We start from the raw sequence: 15,633 nt of genomic DNA, 5'->3' as shown, positions 1-15,633 counted from the left end.
AAATCTTCCGGTGCGCGGTTATTGACCGGAACCAATGTGTCGTTCTTTCGCCGACACCTGTGCGACTGGCGCCGACGCTTCATCCACTGAGCCCCTTCGTTCGCTGATTCGCAAGTAGATGTCCTCATAGCGACGCCAACTGGCTTCGATCGAAAAAAACCTGTCGATTCGCTCTCTCGCCGCCACGCCGAGCGCCGCGCGCCGCGTCCGCGGCAGCATCAACATGTCGACGAGTGCCTGCGCCAGTGCATCGGCGTTCCGAGGCGGCACGACGGTTCCCGTTTCCCCGATGAGCCACGCGGTATCGCCGACGTCGGTCGCCACGCATGGCGTCTCGCATGCCATGGCTTCGCCGATGACGGTCGGCAATCCCTCGCTGCGTGACGAAAGACAGAAGACATCGAGCCCCGCCAATAGCGCTTCAGGATGCTTAAGCGGTCCAAGCAAGCGGCACGCATGTGCCACGCCTTCACTGCGAATGAGTTCGACGAGCTCGCGGTTGTCATCGTCGAGTCCATTGCCTGCCATCACGAAGCGGCACTGCGGCAACGCTTGCAGCACACGCCGCACTGCCGCGATGAAGTTGGGATAGTCCTTGACCGCGTGATACCGGCCCATGATGCCGACGACCGGCGCATCCGCAGCGAAGCCGTGGTTTTCGCGTAATGCCATGTGAGACGCTGGCGCGGGCTTGAAGACATCGAGTTCGAAGCCGTTTGGAACCGCGATCATCTTCTTCGCGCAGTAACCGCCTTCGACATGCGCGCGCCGTGCAGCTTCGCCGCAGCAGATGATCGCATCGGGCACGTGGTTCGACAGCAGCGCGCATGCTCGCGTCACCCAGCGCGTCATGCGGCTGCTACCGCTTGAACGAAGGTCCGTGTGATGAATGCCCCAGGCGAGCGGCAGCCGTTTCTTGCGCCATGCTCTCACGGCCGTGACCGCGAGTCCGCCCATCAGATCGCCGTGATAAAGCCAAGTTTGAACGACATCGGGTTCGAGTTCCTCGATCCAGCGCACGAGTTGCACTAACTTGCGCGGCTCCGGCAGACTCTTGCTCATGCCGAGTATGCGCACTTCGGCGCCCGCCTTACGAATGCGCGCCGCCAGCGTGTCTTCGGACGTCAGCGAGATGACCACATGCTCGACGCCTTCGCCGCGCGATGCGCGAATCAGTCGATATAGCATCATCTCCGCGCCGTCCGCGGGCAATGCAGTGATGACATGAACGATCTTCAAGGCGTGATCTCGACGGATGCGGTCGCACTCGCCGTCGATGTCGCGGGCGCGAGCGCGCGATACACCGCAAGGGTCCTGTCGATGACGATCGCTTCATCGAATTCGCGCAGCGCCTTCTCGCGCGCGGCGAGTCCGAGCTTGCGTGCGAGCGGACGATCGTCGTCGAGCAGGCGGATGGCGTCGGCCAGCGCCGTTGCATTGCGCACCGGCACCACGAGCCCGTCTTCGCCGTTGCGGCTCACCACTTCGCGGCAGCCGGGTGCATCGGTCGTGATGAGCGGCAATGCGCACGCGGCCGCTTCGATAAGGGACTTTGGCAAGCCTTCGCGATAACTCGGCAGCGCCATGACATCCGTTTCTGCAAACAGACCCGGCATGTCGCTGACATGACCGCGCCATTCGACGAGGCCTTCCTTCACCCAGCCTTCTATCGTCGACTGTTCGATCGAAGCGGGATTGCCCGCGTCCGGCGTCCCCGCAAGAATGAAGCGGATGGTGCGTCCCTCGCGCTTGAGCACGCGCGCGGCCTCGATGAATTCGGCAATGCCCTTGTCCCACAGCATGCGTGCCGCAAGCAGCACGCGCAGCGGCGCGTGCGAAAGAGGCGCATCGGCGGGGGGCGCCGTGAAGCGCGCGCAATTCACGCCGGAGCCTTTGATGAGGTGGATGGCTTGTTCATCGGCAAGACGGGCGCTCTTGAACATCGCTACATCGTCCGGATTTTGCAGGATCAGCGCACAGTTCTCGCCGTCAAGAGCCAGACGCAGGACTTGGCGCACCACGGGCCGTAAAAAGCGCGCTTTCATGTCGCGGCTCGTGAAAACGTAACCCAACCCCGCCACCGAATTCACGCGAGCGGGCACGCCTGCGAGCCTCGCGGCAAGCGACCCATAGACCGCGCTCTTGATCGTGAAGCCATGCACGAGCGAAGCCTGTTCCGCGCGAAAGAAACGCGCGAGCCAGAGCACGAGATTCAGTTCGCGCAATGGATTGAGACTGCGCCGGACCATCGGCACCGCATGCCAGCGAAAGCCGAGTTCGATCAGGCGCGTTCCATATTCGCCGGGCGGCGAAAGCAATATGACTTCATGCCCGAGATCGCGAAGTCGATTGGCAAGCGAAAGACGGAAGTTGTAGAGATACCAGTCGGTATTCGCAAAGAGAATGACCTTGTTCATCGCCTGCCTCTCAGGATCTAGTTCAACGTGCCGGGGCTCGATGCTTCTGCATGACGCAGGCCAGTATCCGTACCGGTCGATGTTTTCGTTTCGCTGATACCCACGCGCGCGAAGAGTTCGTCCCACGCCCGCAGGATGGTGCTGACGGCATAGCGCGCGCGTACCGATTGCGCGCCCTTGACGGAGAGCGCTTTGCGCAAACCTTCGTCGGCAAGCATGCGGCGCAATGCGTGCGCGAGCGCAATGGGATCGCCAGGTGGCACGAGCAAGGCGTCTTCGCCATCGCGCGTGATATCGCGTGGACCGCTCGGGCAGTCGACTGCCACTGCCGGCACGCCGAGCGCCATGCTCTCGGCCAGCGCAAGTCCAAAGCCTTCGAATCGCGAGGACATGACGAAGGCCTGCGAGCGCAGCACTTCGGTCCACGGCTTGTCGGTGACGCCAGGCATGAAGATGCGTCCGCTCATGCCGCGCTGCTGGATTCGCGATTGCAACGTCATGCGTTCCGCTCCTTCGCCCCAGATCCACACATCCCACTGTGGAAATTCATGGGCGATGGCCGCGAACGAATCGATCAATAAGCCGTAGTTTTTTTGCGGATGCAGCCTTCCGAGCGAAACGAGCCGCATGCGTTCATCGGGGCTTGCCGTTGGCGCGGGCTGGTGGAACAGTTCGTCGGGCAGCGGGTTCGGCATGACCGCCGTGTGCTTGATGCCGGGCACCATCGCGTTGAACGGCGCAACGACGTTGTCGGTCAGTACCGTGACGGCGCGCGCATGCGGATAAGCGAGGCGCGTGGCGAACTTCCAGAACGGCGTGCGGCCATCGACGGAAGGATCGTTGTGTTCGCATGCAATGACCGGAACGCGCAGACCCGCGCAAGCGAGAATGCTCGCCACGTTCACGTTGGTGAGGAAGCTGATCACCACGTCCGGATTGGTCTCGCGTATCAGCTTGCGCAACGCCCGGTGCCGTTGCATGTAGCCAAAAACCTTATTGCGCGTGGGCGTGATCCGATCCGCAAGCTGGATGAAGCGCACCTTGTCGGATAGCGCATAAAAGCACGCGCGCTTGCGGCTATACGTGGCGACGAGCGTGACCTTGTCGCCGCGCTCGCTCCATGCATCCACGAGTGTGGCGGCCACGCGCTCGGCGCCGCCGCTGCCCATCGAGCTCACCAACAGCATGATGTTCATGCAGCCAATCCTCCGGTCGGTCGCAGCGGCGGGATGCGTCGCGTGAAGAGCATCGAGAGGCAAAAGACGGATGCCTGCATCACGCCGGTCGCGACGACCACGCCCGGCATGCCGATCCAGCGCGTGAGCAATGTGTTGGCTGCGACTTTGACGATAAACCCCAGTGCGGTAATGATGGCCATCTCCTTGTAACGTCCCTCGACCGACAACAGGTTCATCATCACGAGCGAGGCGAAGTAGAACGGCAACTGCACGAGCGAAAAGCGCATGAGTTCCGCGACCAGTTCCGTGTTCTGCGCGGTGAACGCGCCACGCTGAAAGAGCACACCGACCATCCACGGCGCAAGCGGGTATGCAATCGCCGCGCAGACGGTTCCCGCGCCGAGCATCAAAAGCGACCATTGGAACGCGGTATGACGCGCGCGCTTGTGATCGTCGCGGCCGAGAATGTCGGACAGCACCGGCAAGGTGCCCTGCGCAATGGCAAGCGCGCCCATGCTGATGATCAGACCGAACACGCGGTTCGCATAGCCGAGGGTCGCGACCGCGCCATCGCCCAGATGAGCGACGAAATATTGATCGATCGCGGGTGTGCAGCACACCACCAGTTGACCGAGCATGAAGACGCGTACCGCGTGATAGACGGGCGGCCATTTGCGCGAGCGGAACGTGAAGCTCAAGCGCGCATAGTTGTTATCGACCTTGCCGCCGAGCGGCCTCAGCACCAGAACCAGCGCGACATATCCGAGTAACGTCCCGTACATGAGCGGCTGCATTGCGCTATTGCCGGTAAAGAACAGCACGAGCAGAAGCGTCATTACGGCAGGCAGACCGTCGAGCAAGGTCGCGATATGGCGCTCGCTCGATTGCAGACGCGTCGAGTAGGCCGTGACCATCATGATGAGGACGCCGATGGGCGCCATCACCATCATCATGTGATGCGCCATGTCCTGCGTCTCGACGGCGAGATTGCCCGCCATGAGCCGCAGAACGTATGGCCAGATCAGATACAGGATCGCGGTGAAACCAAGTCCCACCACGGCCGACCATGTAACGAGTTCGCTCAGGAATTGCGCTTCTTCGCTCGCGGATTGCTTGCGCAGATCGACGAATGCAGGCACCAGAACGATGGCGAAGATGGCGGAGCACGCCGACGGCAGCCACGAAACCAGCATGAGGGTGATCTGATAGGCATCGACCACGTTGCTGATGCCGTAGCGATATGCGATCACCATCTCCTTGAACGCGCCCGCGGAGCGCCCGATCAGCACGAACGCCGCCACTCTCGACATACCCCGCGCAGCGCGAAGATGGTCGGGATGAAGCTGCAGCAAGCGGTCTCTCAACGCGGCGAATTGTGATATCAACGCGGCGGCCTCACTTTCCGCTGGCCATGGCCGAGAGCGCGTCGACGCGGTTCGGCTCGTGGCCAGCACGTTCTGCCAGAAAGCGGATGTACCACGGCATCGCGCGCGCGAGTCCTTCCGCAAACGGCACCTTGCCGTCATAACCGAGCAGACGTTCGGCCTTGCCGACATCGGCTTGCGAATGACGGACATCGCCCGCTCGAAAAGGTCCAAACTGAGCATCGCGCTCGTAAGCGATGCCGTGCGCGGCGAGCAGACGCTTGAGTTCCGCGAAGAGTTGTCCGAGCGTCGTGCGATCGCCCACGGCGACGTTGTAGACCTGACCGCGGGCCGCGGCATCCGCCTTGGCCGCGAGCAGGTTCATCTGCACGACGTTATCGACGAAACAGAAATCGCGGCTCGTTTCACCGTCGCCGTTGATGGTCACGATCTCGTCGTTGATGAGCGCGGCCGTCCACTTCGGAATCACGGCGGCATAAGCGCCATCCGGGTCCTGACGCTTGCCGAAGACGTTGAAGTAGCGCAGGCCCGTCGCATTGAAGCCGTAAGCGCGTGCGAACACCGACGCATAGAGCTCGTTCGCATATTTCGTGACCGCGTAAGGCGAGAGCGGCTGGCCGATGCGATCTTCCACCTTCGGCAAGCCGGGATGATCGCCATATGTCGAACTCGATGCCGCATACGTGAAGCTCTGCACTTGCGCATCGCGCGCGGCGCATAGCACGTTCAGGAAGCCGCTCAAATTCGTTTCGTGCGTGGCGATGGGGTCGGCCACCGAGCGCGGCACCGAACCGAGCGCCGCTTCGTGCAGCACGTGATCCACGCCTTGCATGGCCGCCTGACAATCGAGCAGATTGCGGATGTCGCCTTCGATGAAGCGAAAGCGCCGCCACTGCCTTTCATCGACGCTCTCGCGCACTTCTTCGAGATTGCGTTCGTGCCCGGTCGCGAAGTTATCGAGTCCGACCACGCGCTGATCGAGCGCGAGCAACGCTTCGAGCAAGTTGGAGCCGATGAAGCCGGCCACGCCCGTGATGAGCCATGTCTCCGGACGTGCGCGCAATTGTTCGCGCACGCTTTCGTATCGATCGTTCATTGTCATTTTATGCCTGCACTACAGGCGCAAGTCGCTTGCGTCGGCGGGAAGAACGTATTTCAGATCGTAGACGACGTGTTGCTCCTTGCCGTACGCATGCAGCGCGGCCGCGCCCATTTCCGTGAATTGCCGGTGCGATACCGCCACGACGATCGCGTCGTACACGCCCTTGGCAGGCTCTTCCACGGGCTGGATGCCGTATTCGTGGAACGCGTCTTCACGCGAGATCCACGGGTCGTAGACATCGACATTCGTGCCGTATTGCGTGAGTTCAGTGACGATGTCCACCACACGCGAGTTGCGCATGTCCGGACAGTTCTCCTTGAACGCGAGTCCCATGACGAGCACGCGCGCGCCGGGAATATAGATGCGCGCACGCGTCATCGCCTTGACGAGTTGCGAGACCGCATACGTGCCCATGCTGTCGTTCAGGCGCCGTCCGGCGAGAATGATTTCCGGGTTGTAGCCGATCGACTGCGCCATGTGCGTCAGGTAGTACGGGTCCACGCCGATGCAGTGACCGCCCACGAGTCCGGGCCTGAAGTTCAGGAAGTTCCATTTCGTGCCGGCGGCGAGCAGCACGGCTTCGGTGTCGATACCCATCTTGTTGAAGATGATCGACAACTCGTTGACGAGCGCGATGTTCACGTCGCGCTGTGTGTTCTCGATTGCCTTTGCCGCTTCTGCCACGCGAATGCTCGCGGCCTTGTGCGTGCCGGCGGTGATGATCTGTCTGTACAGTTCATCTACCGCCTCGGCCACTTCGGGGGTGGACCCTGATGTCACTTTCTTGATGTCCGGCAAGCGATGCAGCTTGTCGCCCGGGTTGATCCGCTCGGGGCTGTAGCCCGCGAAGAAATCGACATTGAAGCGCAAGCCCGACACGCGTTCGAGCACGGGCACGCACTCCTCCTCGGTCACGCCCGGATACACGGTCGATTCATAGATCACCACGTCGCCCGGTTTGAGCGCGCCGCCTATCGTTTCGCTTGCGCGCAGCAGCATGCCGAGGTCGGGGCGCTTGTGCCGGTCGATCGGCGTCGGCACCGTGGCGATGAACACGGTGCAATCCTTGAGCGCTTCGGGATCGTCGGTGAATGCAAGCGATTGCGCCGCATGCAGCTCGTCGTCGCCGACTTCCAGCGTGGCGTCGTGTCCTTCGCGCAACGAGTCGATGCGATGACGGTTCACGTCGAAGCCGACTACCGCGTGATGCTTGCTGAACTCCACCGCGAGGGGCAGGCCGACATAGCCCAGCCCGATGACGGCGATCTTCTGGTCCGTGAGCGAACGCATTGAGGTGTCTCCAGTCTCGAAGCAACGCAAGGTTGTGATTGGGTTACCGCATATCCGTTAAAGCCGGATGTCCTCTCGCTTCAGTCGGGCGCCGACTCGTAGTTATGCGCGACATAAGCGCTGCTGCCATAGCGCCCCGCGAGCGCGGTATTGGCGGTATGCAATGCGACGCTGTTGAGCAGCACGCCCGTCACGCGTGCGCCGGTTTGATTGAGGCGCTTGATCGATTCCTTGATTTCACCGACGCGCGTCTGCCCGTAAGACGAAACCAGAAAAATGCTGCCTGCGGCCGGCGCAATGGCGCCCGCATCGGATACGGCGAGCACGGCCGGCGCGTCGACCAGCACGATGTCGTAGGCCTTCGATGCCTCGTCGATCACTTCGCGATACTTCGCTCGCAGAAGCAGCTCGGCCGGCGTCGACGGATAAGGACCGCCTTGCAGCACATCGAGGTTCGGAAACACCTGGCGATTCACGGTGGCCTCGAGCGTGCGGTTGCCCGCCAGCATGTCGGCGAGACCCGGTCCCGGATCGAGCCCGAACTGCTTGTGCAGATAACCCTTGCGCAAGTCGGCGTCGATCAGGAGCACGCGCGTGCCGCCCGAAGCCAGCACGGTGGCGAGGTTCGCGGAGAGAAACGACTTGCCCACGCCCGGCAGCGGCCCGGCGATCATCACGACGTTGTTGCGCGCGCCGACCAGCGTGAATTGCAACGCGGAGCGCAGGATGCGCAGCGCCTCCACGGTCGGGTCCTTCGGGAACTGCGCGGCGAGCACGGCCTGACGCGGCGCGGATCCACCGATGGCGGTCGTCAGCGCAGCTTGCCGCGCGCTCTTCGGAATGGTTGCGAATACGGAAAGGCCCGTCTCGATCTCGATCTCCTGCGTGTCCGTGACGCCACGGAAGACGCGATCGAGAAGCATCGCGAGCCCGATGCCGAAGAAGAGACCGAGCACGAGCGCGATGGCGAGCGCCAGTAGCTTGACTGGCTTGACCGGTTGTTCAGGCACGTCGGCGATATCGATCAGTTGCACCGATGCCGCCTTGCCCGCCTTGATGAGCATCATCTCTTCGATGTTGTTGCGCAGCGCCGTATAGAGATCGGTATTCACGCGCACGTTACGCAAGAGGCGCAGTGCGCCTTGCTCGGCCATCGGCATCGAGCGGGTGCGGTCGTTGAGTTTTTCGAGGAATTGCTGAGTCGCGGCGATCTGCCGGTCCACCGCGACCACACGTGGATGCGAAGGCGAGAACGTCGTGGCGAGATCGTCGCGGGTATGGCGCAAGGCCAGCAGTTGCCCGTTGGCGTCGGCTGTCTGCTTGAGCAGCAGACGGTTGGCTTCGTCCGAATCGAGCAGCGAGTTGGCGTCGCGGTACGTGTTGTACGCGTTCTCCGCTTCTTCCATCTGTTGCTTGAGCACGGGCAACTGGCGCTGCAGATAAGTGAGCGAGTTCTCCGCGATCACCGCCTTGCGGTCGCCGTTGAGACGCACATACTGCCGCCCGATCTCGTTGATGGTCGCGGCCACTTGCACGGGATCGGCGCTTTCCAGCGTCGCCTTCAGCACGCTCGACTTGTTGCCTTGTTCGCTGATCTTGAGCTGGTTCTGAATCGCGTCGATGGTCAATTGACGCGAGTAATGATTGACGTTGAAGCCGGCGCCAGGATTGCCCCTGAGCGAAGAGACGAAAAGCCTGACCGGCCCCTTGGCGGTTTGCGCTTCCAGAATCTCGCCCACCTTGCCCGTCACGGGCGCGCCGAGCGCCGGGTGGCCGAGCGTGTATTCGCCGTCGCTGCCGGCCGTGAGCAGGAAGTTCTGGCCTTCGAGCGAGCGCGGCACGTCGAAGTCCGTGACGCTGATGGATTCGTCGCCCCAGGTGTAATGGCCGAAGCCGAAGAGGCCCGGCTCGGATAGCGAGCCGTCGTGATGAACCAGACGGCTGCCGATGAAGGGCAGGCGCAACGGCCGCGCGCTGATATAGAGCTTGAGTGCGTCGACGGCGCGCGAGACGACGAGCTTCGAACCCAGCACCTGAATTTCGCCTTCAGCGGAAGAGCGGTCATCGAGTGTCGGCAACATATTGCTCAAAGGGTCGCCAGCGCGTGAATTGGAAACGTCCTTGTTGTCATCCACCTTGATGAGAATGGCGGATTGGAAAATCGGTGGACTTAGATAGGCATACGCGGCGCCAATCAATAGCGCGAGACAAACCACCGTGCTAATAAGAATGCGGTGGTTAATAATCGTATCAATCAGCGCTGCGAAAGGAATTTCGTCATCGGATTCAACGCCGGCTTCTTCAGACGATTTATCACTCGCAATCATGTGAGCAGATCCCGAATCTTATGGTTAATTCAAACGAGGCTTGAAGACGACATGCTGATAAGGGCCTGCCGAGCCGTCTCGCGAAGGTGCCGCCGATCGATATGGACCGTGAGAGAGGCGAGGATTGTGCGTGTCGCAACCGTATCAGCGGGTAGGTTGCCGGTATGCGCGGAAGCCCACATATCCAATCGTGGTGCATGCCAGCCTTCAAAAATTCATGCGGATTTCTGAAGGCGATTATCTGGCTTGGTGTTTCCCGGTGAATGGCTTGTGACAAGCCGGAGAAAATCAGTATTGGGATTTACACGTACAAGCCTGATTGCGCGATTATCTTCAGGCGAATTTATAAGGCTTTGATAAGCGTAATGACTTGTACAGATTTAATACGCTATACAAACCCGCGCTAATTTGTTTTGATTAGGGAAAACCAGTGTCGGGAATAGCGGACTGCAAGTCGATGCGCTCGGGCATCGACCTAATTCCAGTCGATGCCCAAGGAGCAAGATTACTTACCCCCGGCCCCCACCGCCACTTCTTCCTCGCGTTCCCATCCGCCGCCAAGCGCAAGAAACAGCGTGACCTGATCCTGCGCGACCTGCGCTTCGGCCGCCGCCACTTGCGCGGCGACGCTCGTCAAGGTGCGCGTGGCGTCGAGATCGGAGAGAAAGGATTCGCGTCCCGCCGAATACAGCCGATGCGTTTCATCGGCCGATTCGACCGCCGACTTGTACGCGGTGCGCAGCGCGTCGGCGCGCGTGGTGTCGGACGCGTAGTTCGCGAGCGCGCTTTGCGTTTCGCGCAGCGCGTTGAGCACGACGCCGTCGAAATGCGCGAGCGCGCCGCCGGATGCCGCCTCGGCCTGGCGCACGCGCGCACGCTGACCGTTGATCGGAAAGTTCCAGTTGATGAGCGGACCGAAAGCCCAGCGGTTGGTCGAGGCGCCGAGCAAATCTTCGGCAACGCCCACCGACCCGACCGATGCTCCGAAACTCACCGAAGGATAAAGCGCCGCCGTCGCCACGCCGATACGCGCCGTCGATGCCGCCAGTTGCCGCTCCGCCTGCCGCACGTCGGGTCGGCGTCTGAGCAGCGCCGCGCCGTCGCCGACCGGAATCGGCTGCCGCACATGCGGCGCCTTCTTGCAGGCGAGCGTGGCACGCGGCAATTGCGCGGCAGGACGCGCGAGCAGCATGGCGAGCCGATACTGCGCCACGCGGCGACGCGCCACATAACGCGGGATGTCGGCGGCGAGCGTGTCGGACTGCGTTTGTCCGCGCGTAACCTCGGACTGATTGCCACGGCCTGCATCGCGCAGACGCTGCGATAGCGTCACACGCTGCTTCTGCAAGGACAGCGATCGTTGCGCGATGCCGAGCTCTTCGGCGGCCGCGCACGAATCGACATACGCGCGCACGACATCGGCGACCACGGTGATGCGCGCGAGATCGAGGGCGGCTTCGATGGCTTCGTCATCGGCATTGGCGGCTTCGACACCGCGCTTGAGCTTGCCGAAGAGATCGAATTCATAGGAGACGCTCAGGTCGAGCACGCCTTCATTGACGACCGGAAGCTTTTCGGTCAGCAGATACTGCTCCGCCGATTCCTGCGCGCGCTGAAACCCCACCGACGACTTGGACGAGAAGCCGCCTTGCTGATTGGCGAATTCCACTTCGGCGCGCGAACGCACGAGATTCGCCGCCGCCACGCGCAGATCGGAATTCGAAAGCAGCGCCTCGTTGACGAGCTCGTCGAGCGCGGGATCGTCGTAGAGACGCCACCACTTCGCGGGCACCGTGCCTTGCGTGACGGGCGCTCGATCGGCTCCATCGATGGCGGCATTCGCGTAGTCCCGGTTGACGACCGCGCCGTCGGGCAGCTTGTAATTCGGCCCGACGGTCATGCAGCCGGCAAGCGCGAGCGTGGAAGCAAGAAGCGTGAGGCCGCAGCGCTTGAGCAGCTTGGGTCGCTTGGGTCGCTTAGGCATCGAGATGACGCGGTGTTTCATTGCGAAGCACCCGAAGCACCCGAAGCACCCGTAGCACCCGAAGCACCCGAAGCACCCGAAGCACCCGAAGCCGCATGCGCCGCCACCGGCGATGCAGGCGCGGTGGCCTGAGCGGGCACGGTGTTCGAAGCGGGCCGCGCGCCGACCGTCGGGCCGATGCCGCGTACCGAAACCGTCGCCGTGCGTCCCGCGATCATGCGGAAATCGGCGGGAATCTCATCGAGCGTCACGCGCACGGGGATTCGCTGCGCGAGCCGCACCCAGCTGAACGCAGGGTTCACGTTCGGCAGAAGACTCGAGCTTTGCTGACGATCGCGATCCTCGATTGCCGCCACGATGCTCTGCACATGACCGCGCAGCAGATTCGGCTCGCCCATCACCTTGATATCCACCGGTTGGCCGATGTCGATGCCATGCAGCTTGGTTTCTTCGAAGTAGCCATCGACGCGGAAGGAGTTCATATCGACCACGGACAGCACGGCGCGGCCCGAGGCGACGTATTCGCCGACTTTCGGCGCGCGGTCGTTGAGATAACCGTCGACCGGGCTCAGCACTTCGGTGCGCTGCAGATTGAGCCGCGCGGTATCGATGGCGACGTCGGCATCCGCGAGCGCGGCAGCGGCCTGTTCGACGCGCGAATGCGTTTCTTCCACGACCTCGCGCGCAACGAGATTGCCGAGCGAGCGATTACGCACGTCCTCGCGCTTCGCCTGATCGAGCGTGGCGCGGCGTTGTTGCGCGGCGGCTTGCGCGTTGCGCAGTGCGAGCGTGTAGCGCGCCTGATCGATCACGAAGAGCACGTCGCCGCGTTTGACTTGCTGGTTGTCGACGACCTTGACATCGGTGATGAGACCGGCCACGTCCGGCGCGACCTGAATGACGTCGGCGCGAACGTGGCCATCGCGCGTCCAGGGCGCGAACATGTAGTAATCGACCAGCTTCCACAGGACCGCGCCTGCAATTGCGACGACGATGAGCGTGAGCAGAATCTGCCCGACGGAGAACCAGGTTTTTTTCACGGGATGAGCCGATGCGAAACGACGACGACAAGCCCCAGCACCAAGACGTAGATGCCGAGATCGAAAACGGAGCGATGCCACACGAAACGATAGAAGCCCACGCGTGCGAGCACCGTGCGAATCACGAGGTTCACCAGATAAGCGATGAACATGAGCACGTGCACGGCGGGCACGAAGACGCCGAGAATATCGATTTCGCCGATCATGCGAGTCGATCCGAAGAGAGCGTTCGAGACGGCATCACGCGGGTTCCTGACGTTCGTTGGCGGGTTTATCGACAGCGGGCGGATGCAGCGAAAGCCGGATGCCGACGAGCGCATGCAGCGTATCGCGCAACGAACGCTCGCCGCGCGAAGCGACGGGCGCGGCTTTTTCCGCGACGCTGTTGGCCGCCACGACTTTCCGCGCGGCGGCGTCGATGGTCTGAATGAGCGTGCCCGGTACCGGCTGACGCGCGCGCCGTTCGAGGCAATGCTGGAAATACTGGCGAACGCCGGCGAGCACATCGTCGATGGACGATTGCACTTCCACCGACATCTTGCGGCGCGCGCGGCGCAGATCGAGCGCGTTGAGCGCCACGCGAAAATCGCGGAAACTTTCGATGGACGGATGCCGGTGCGCATCCGTTGCGGCGAGACGCGGCAGCACCTGCATCAGCCGGTCGAGCATGCGCGAGTAGAAGTTGCGCTGGTCGTGAAAGGCTTCCGGCAAGGTGCTCTTGACGATATCGCGCCACGCCGAGCGCGTGAGCCGCGCGACGGCCAGTTCCGCGCCGAAGGGCCGCGTCACGCGCGTCCAGACGAAGGCGAACAGAAGCCCCGCGACGCCCGCCAGATTGCTGTTGAGAAACACGAAGAAGTCCGCTTCGTAGGCGCTTTGGATGCTGATGAAGGTCGCCGTGTTGACGGCCACGAGCATGGTGACGAGATTGAAGCGCGGCCGCGGAATCAGCGTGCCGATGATCAGGAACGGTATCGCGAAGATCAACACGAGCATGGCGAAGTCGTGCACGTGCGGCAGCACCGCGAACACATAGAGACCGGCCAGCACCACGCTCATGCAGGTGGCGAGAAAGAACGCGAACACTTGGGGCGCGGGTTCGTCGAGCGCCGCGAAGAAGCAGCAGGCGACAGCGGCGAGCGTCACGGCGCCGGCTCCGTCGTTCCAGCCTGATTCGATCCACAAGCCGCACGCGACGATGATCGCGCTGACCGCCACGCCCGTCGAGAACAGCATCATGCCGCGATCGAAGAAGCGCGCGGTGCCGCCAAGACGCCAGTGACGAAAGCGCGGTTGCCATTCGTGAGTGTCGTTCAGGATGGCGAGGCGCAAACTGCGGATGTCCTGCCATACGTCGATGACTTGCGTGAGCCGCCAGAGCGCGCTGGAGAGCAATGCGCCGTTCTCGCTCGCAAGTCCTTCGGCGGATGGCCGCATGGCTTCGGCGCGGGCACGCAGCGCATCCGGCGTGCGCGCGAAGGCTTCGACGGCGGTCGGCTCGGCGGAATCGGGCATGGGCGCGGCGACCCACGCAGCCACGTCTTGCAGCAGCGCCTGCAACTCCGGCGTGCCCGCGCCACGTTTATCGATCAGTTCGATGAGCGGGTCGGCCATCGACGAGATCAGCGGCAAGAAAATCTGCATGCGTCCTTGCAAGGCGCGCGCGCGGCTCACGATATCCGGCCGCGTATGGTCGTAGGTCAACTGGCTCAACAGCACTTCGAGGCCGTTCACCGTAGCGGCGAGCCGTTGCCGCGCCGCCGAGATGGCCGCCCCCGCGAGCCGCCCGGAGAGCGATTCGCTCGCGTAGAACGCGGCGTCGCGAAACCACGCGTCGGTGCGCTCGACGAGCGTCGGCGCGAGCCGGCTCGGAAACACCACGGAGCCGACGATGCTCGCCACCACGATGCCGAGCAGAATCTCTTCGGTGCGCGAGATCGCGAGATCGAACACGGTGGCCGGGTTCAACACGGAAGGCAGCGCGATCAGCGGCAGCGTATAGCCCGCGAGCAGGAACACGTAGCTGCGCGCGGTGCGGTCGAACATGGAGAGAAAGAGCAGGGAGCCCGTCCATAGCGCGACGATCACGCTGAACAGAAACGGCGACTCGACGAACGGCGGCACGATCAGCACCGCGCCCGCCGCGCCGATAGCCGTGCCGAGCGCGCGATACAAAGCCTTCGAGCGCGTCGCGCCGACGAACGGGTTCGAGACGATATAGACCGTGGCCATCGCCCAGTACGGGCGCGGCAGTTCGAGCGCGAGGCCGATATAAAGCGCGATCATCGCGGCGGCGAAGGTCTTGCCGGAGAAGAGCCACTCGCGCGCGGACGGGAAGTTCATGGCGTGCGCGCTCCGCTCTTGCCGTCATCGCGTGCGGGCACGGTGTCGAGCGTGGCGCTGAACGCGTTGAGCACGCGCAGCGTGGTTTCGAGGTCCTCGCGGCTCACGCCCTTGAGCAGCCGCGCGCGCAGCGACATCAGGCGCTCTTCCATGCGCGCGGTGACGGCGCGGCCTTCGTCGGTGAGTGTGATGGTCTTGGCGCGCTTGTCTTCGGGGTCTTCGTCGCGCCGCACGAGTCCGGCCGCGCATAGCTGGTCGAGCAGACGCACGAGCGACGGTCCCTCGATACCGACATGCTCCGCGAGCGTCACTTGCCGCACGCTCTCACCGAGCCGGTTGGCCGTGAGCAGTGGCACCGCGCAGGCTTCAGAGACGCCATAGGACGCGAGCACGCCATGACTCGTACGCCGCCAGCGCCGCGCGGCAAGTACGAGTGTGCTGCTGACGGAGCGGCGCAGAAGGTCGAGATGGCTCATGGGGCGCGATTATATCGGCAGTTTTATTCGTTAGCGTCCTATCGATCAAAAATATCGCGGCACGCTCGTGTTATCTTTTTTGTCTCTTCAT

General features: G+C 62.8%; 12 protein-coding genes. All 12 read right to left on the bottom strand.

The annotated features are described in order from the left end of the window. Positions 1–18 precede the first annotated feature (18 nt). On the bottom strand, positions 19–1,239 hold the full coding sequence (locus QCE79_RS22705) for a glycosyltransferase (protein ID WP_309848109.1): 1,221 nt from the start codon (positions 1,237–1,239) through the stop codon (positions 19–21). Next, positions 1,236–2,417, bottom strand: a complete 1,182-nt coding sequence (locus QCE79_RS22700; protein WP_309848108.1) for a glycosyltransferase family 4 protein — start codon at positions 2,415–2,417, stop codon at positions 1,236–1,238. Before QCE79_RS22700 ends, QCE79_RS22705 begins: the two co-directional genes overlap by 4 nt. A 17-nt stretch (positions 2,418–2,434) precedes the next feature. Next, positions 2,435–3,613 carry a glycosyltransferase family 4 protein gene (locus QCE79_RS22695; RefSeq protein ID WP_309848105.1) on the bottom strand — a complete coding sequence of 393 codons (1,179 nt, stop codon included), beginning with the start codon at positions 3,611–3,613 and terminating at the stop codon, positions 2,435–2,437. Then, positions 3,610–4,947: a lipid II flippase MurJ gene (murJ, locus tag QCE79_RS22690; RefSeq protein WP_309848102.1), complete on the bottom strand. Its 1,338-nt coding sequence runs from the start codon at positions 4,945–4,947 to the stop codon at positions 3,610–3,612. The genes QCE79_RS22695 and murJ overlap by 4 nt, the downstream gene beginning before the upstream one ends. Positions 4,948–4,990: 43 nt before the next feature. Continuing rightward, entirely contained in the window at positions 4,991–6,076 is a 1,086-nt protein-coding gene (locus QCE79_RS22685; RefSeq protein ID WP_250494117.1) for an SDR family oxidoreductase, read from the bottom strand. Positions 6,077–6,094: 18 nt separating this feature from the next. Then, positions 6,095–7,372, bottom strand: coding sequence for a Vi polysaccharide biosynthesis UDP-N-acetylglucosamine C-6 dehydrogenase TviB (gene tviB, locus QCE79_RS22680; protein WP_250527903.1), 1,278 nt, complete (start codon positions 7,370–7,372; stop codon positions 6,095–6,097). Positions 7,373–7,452: 80 nt separating this feature from the next. Further along, entirely contained in the window at positions 7,453–9,699 is a 2,247-nt protein-coding gene (locus QCE79_RS22675) for a polysaccharide biosynthesis tyrosine autokinase (protein WP_309848099.1), read from the bottom strand. A gap of 505 nt (positions 9,700–10,204) precedes the next feature. Continuing rightward, positions 10,205–11,683 (bottom strand): efflux transporter outer membrane subunit, encoded by a 1,479-nt coding sequence (locus tag QCE79_RS22670; RefSeq protein WP_309848098.1) that lies wholly within the window; start codon positions 11,681–11,683, stop codon positions 10,205–10,207. A gap of 17 nt (positions 11,684–11,700) precedes the next feature. Then, the gene (locus tag QCE79_RS22665; protein WP_309848096.1) at positions 11,701–12,723 is read right to left on the bottom strand and encodes an HlyD family secretion protein; all 1,023 of its coding nucleotides are present in this window, start codon (positions 12,721–12,723) and stop codon (positions 11,701–11,703) included. Next, positions 12,720–12,929 (bottom strand): DUF1656 domain-containing protein, encoded by a 210-nt coding sequence (locus tag QCE79_RS22660; RefSeq protein ID WP_309848095.1) that lies wholly within the window; start codon positions 12,927–12,929, stop codon positions 12,720–12,722. The genes QCE79_RS22665 and QCE79_RS22660 overlap by 4 nt, the downstream gene beginning before the upstream one ends. A gap of 34 nt (positions 12,930–12,963) precedes the next feature. After that, positions 12,964–15,066, bottom strand: a complete 2,103-nt coding sequence (locus tag QCE79_RS22655) for an FUSC family protein (RefSeq protein WP_309848094.1) — start codon at positions 15,064–15,066, stop codon at positions 12,964–12,966. Next, positions 15,063–15,542, bottom strand: a complete 480-nt coding sequence (locus QCE79_RS22650; RefSeq protein ID WP_244830158.1) for a MarR family winged helix-turn-helix transcriptional regulator — start codon at positions 15,540–15,542, stop codon at positions 15,063–15,065. Before QCE79_RS22650 ends, QCE79_RS22655 begins: the two co-directional genes overlap by 4 nt. Between the last annotated feature and the right edge of the window lie 91 nt (positions 15,543–15,633).

Origin of the sequence: Caballeronia sp. LZ003 (assembly GCF_031451465.1) — a bacterium.
Taxonomy (GTDB): domain Bacteria; phylum Pseudomonadota; class Gammaproteobacteria; order Burkholderiales; family Burkholderiaceae; genus Caballeronia.
This window is presented reverse-complemented; position numbering and strand designations above follow the sequence as displayed.

What these genes read in the sequence shown, in the direction of transcription:
- QCE79_RS22700 (WP_309848108.1), bottom strand. Translation starts at nt 2,417, where the DNA reads ATGAACAAGGTCATTCTCTTTGCGAATACCGACTGGTATCTCTACAAC.
- QCE79_RS22660 (WP_309848095.1), bottom strand. Translation starts at nt 12,929, where the DNA reads ATGATCGGCGAAATCGATATTCTCGGCGTCTTCGTGCCCGCCGTGCAC.
- QCE79_RS22685 (WP_250494117.1), bottom strand. Translation starts at nt 6,076, where the DNA reads ATGAACGATCGATACGAAAGCGTGCGCGAACAATTGCGCGCACGTCCG.
- QCE79_RS22650 (WP_244830158.1), bottom strand. Translation starts at nt 15,542, where the DNA reads ATGAGCCATCTCGACCTTCTGCGCCGCTCCGTCAGCAGCACACTCGTA.
- QCE79_RS22655 (WP_309848094.1), bottom strand. Translation starts at nt 15,066, where the DNA reads ATGAACTTCCCGTCCGCGCGCGAGTGGCTCTTCTCCGGCAAGACCTTC.
- tviB (WP_250527903.1), bottom strand. Translation starts at nt 7,372, where the DNA reads ATGCGTTCGCTCACGGACCAGAAGATCGCCGTCATCGGGCTGGGCTAT.
- QCE79_RS22675 (WP_309848099.1), bottom strand. Translation starts at nt 9,699, where the DNA reads ATGATTGCGAGTGATAAATCGTCTGAAGAAGCCGGCGTTGAATCCGAT.
- QCE79_RS22695 (WP_309848105.1), bottom strand. Translation starts at nt 3,613, where the DNA reads ATGAACATCATGCTGTTGGTGAGCTCGATGGGCAGCGGCGGCGCCGAG.
- QCE79_RS22670 (WP_309848098.1), bottom strand. Translation starts at nt 11,683, where the DNA reads ATGCCTAAGCGACCCAAGCGACCCAAGCTGCTCAAGCGCTGCGGCCTC.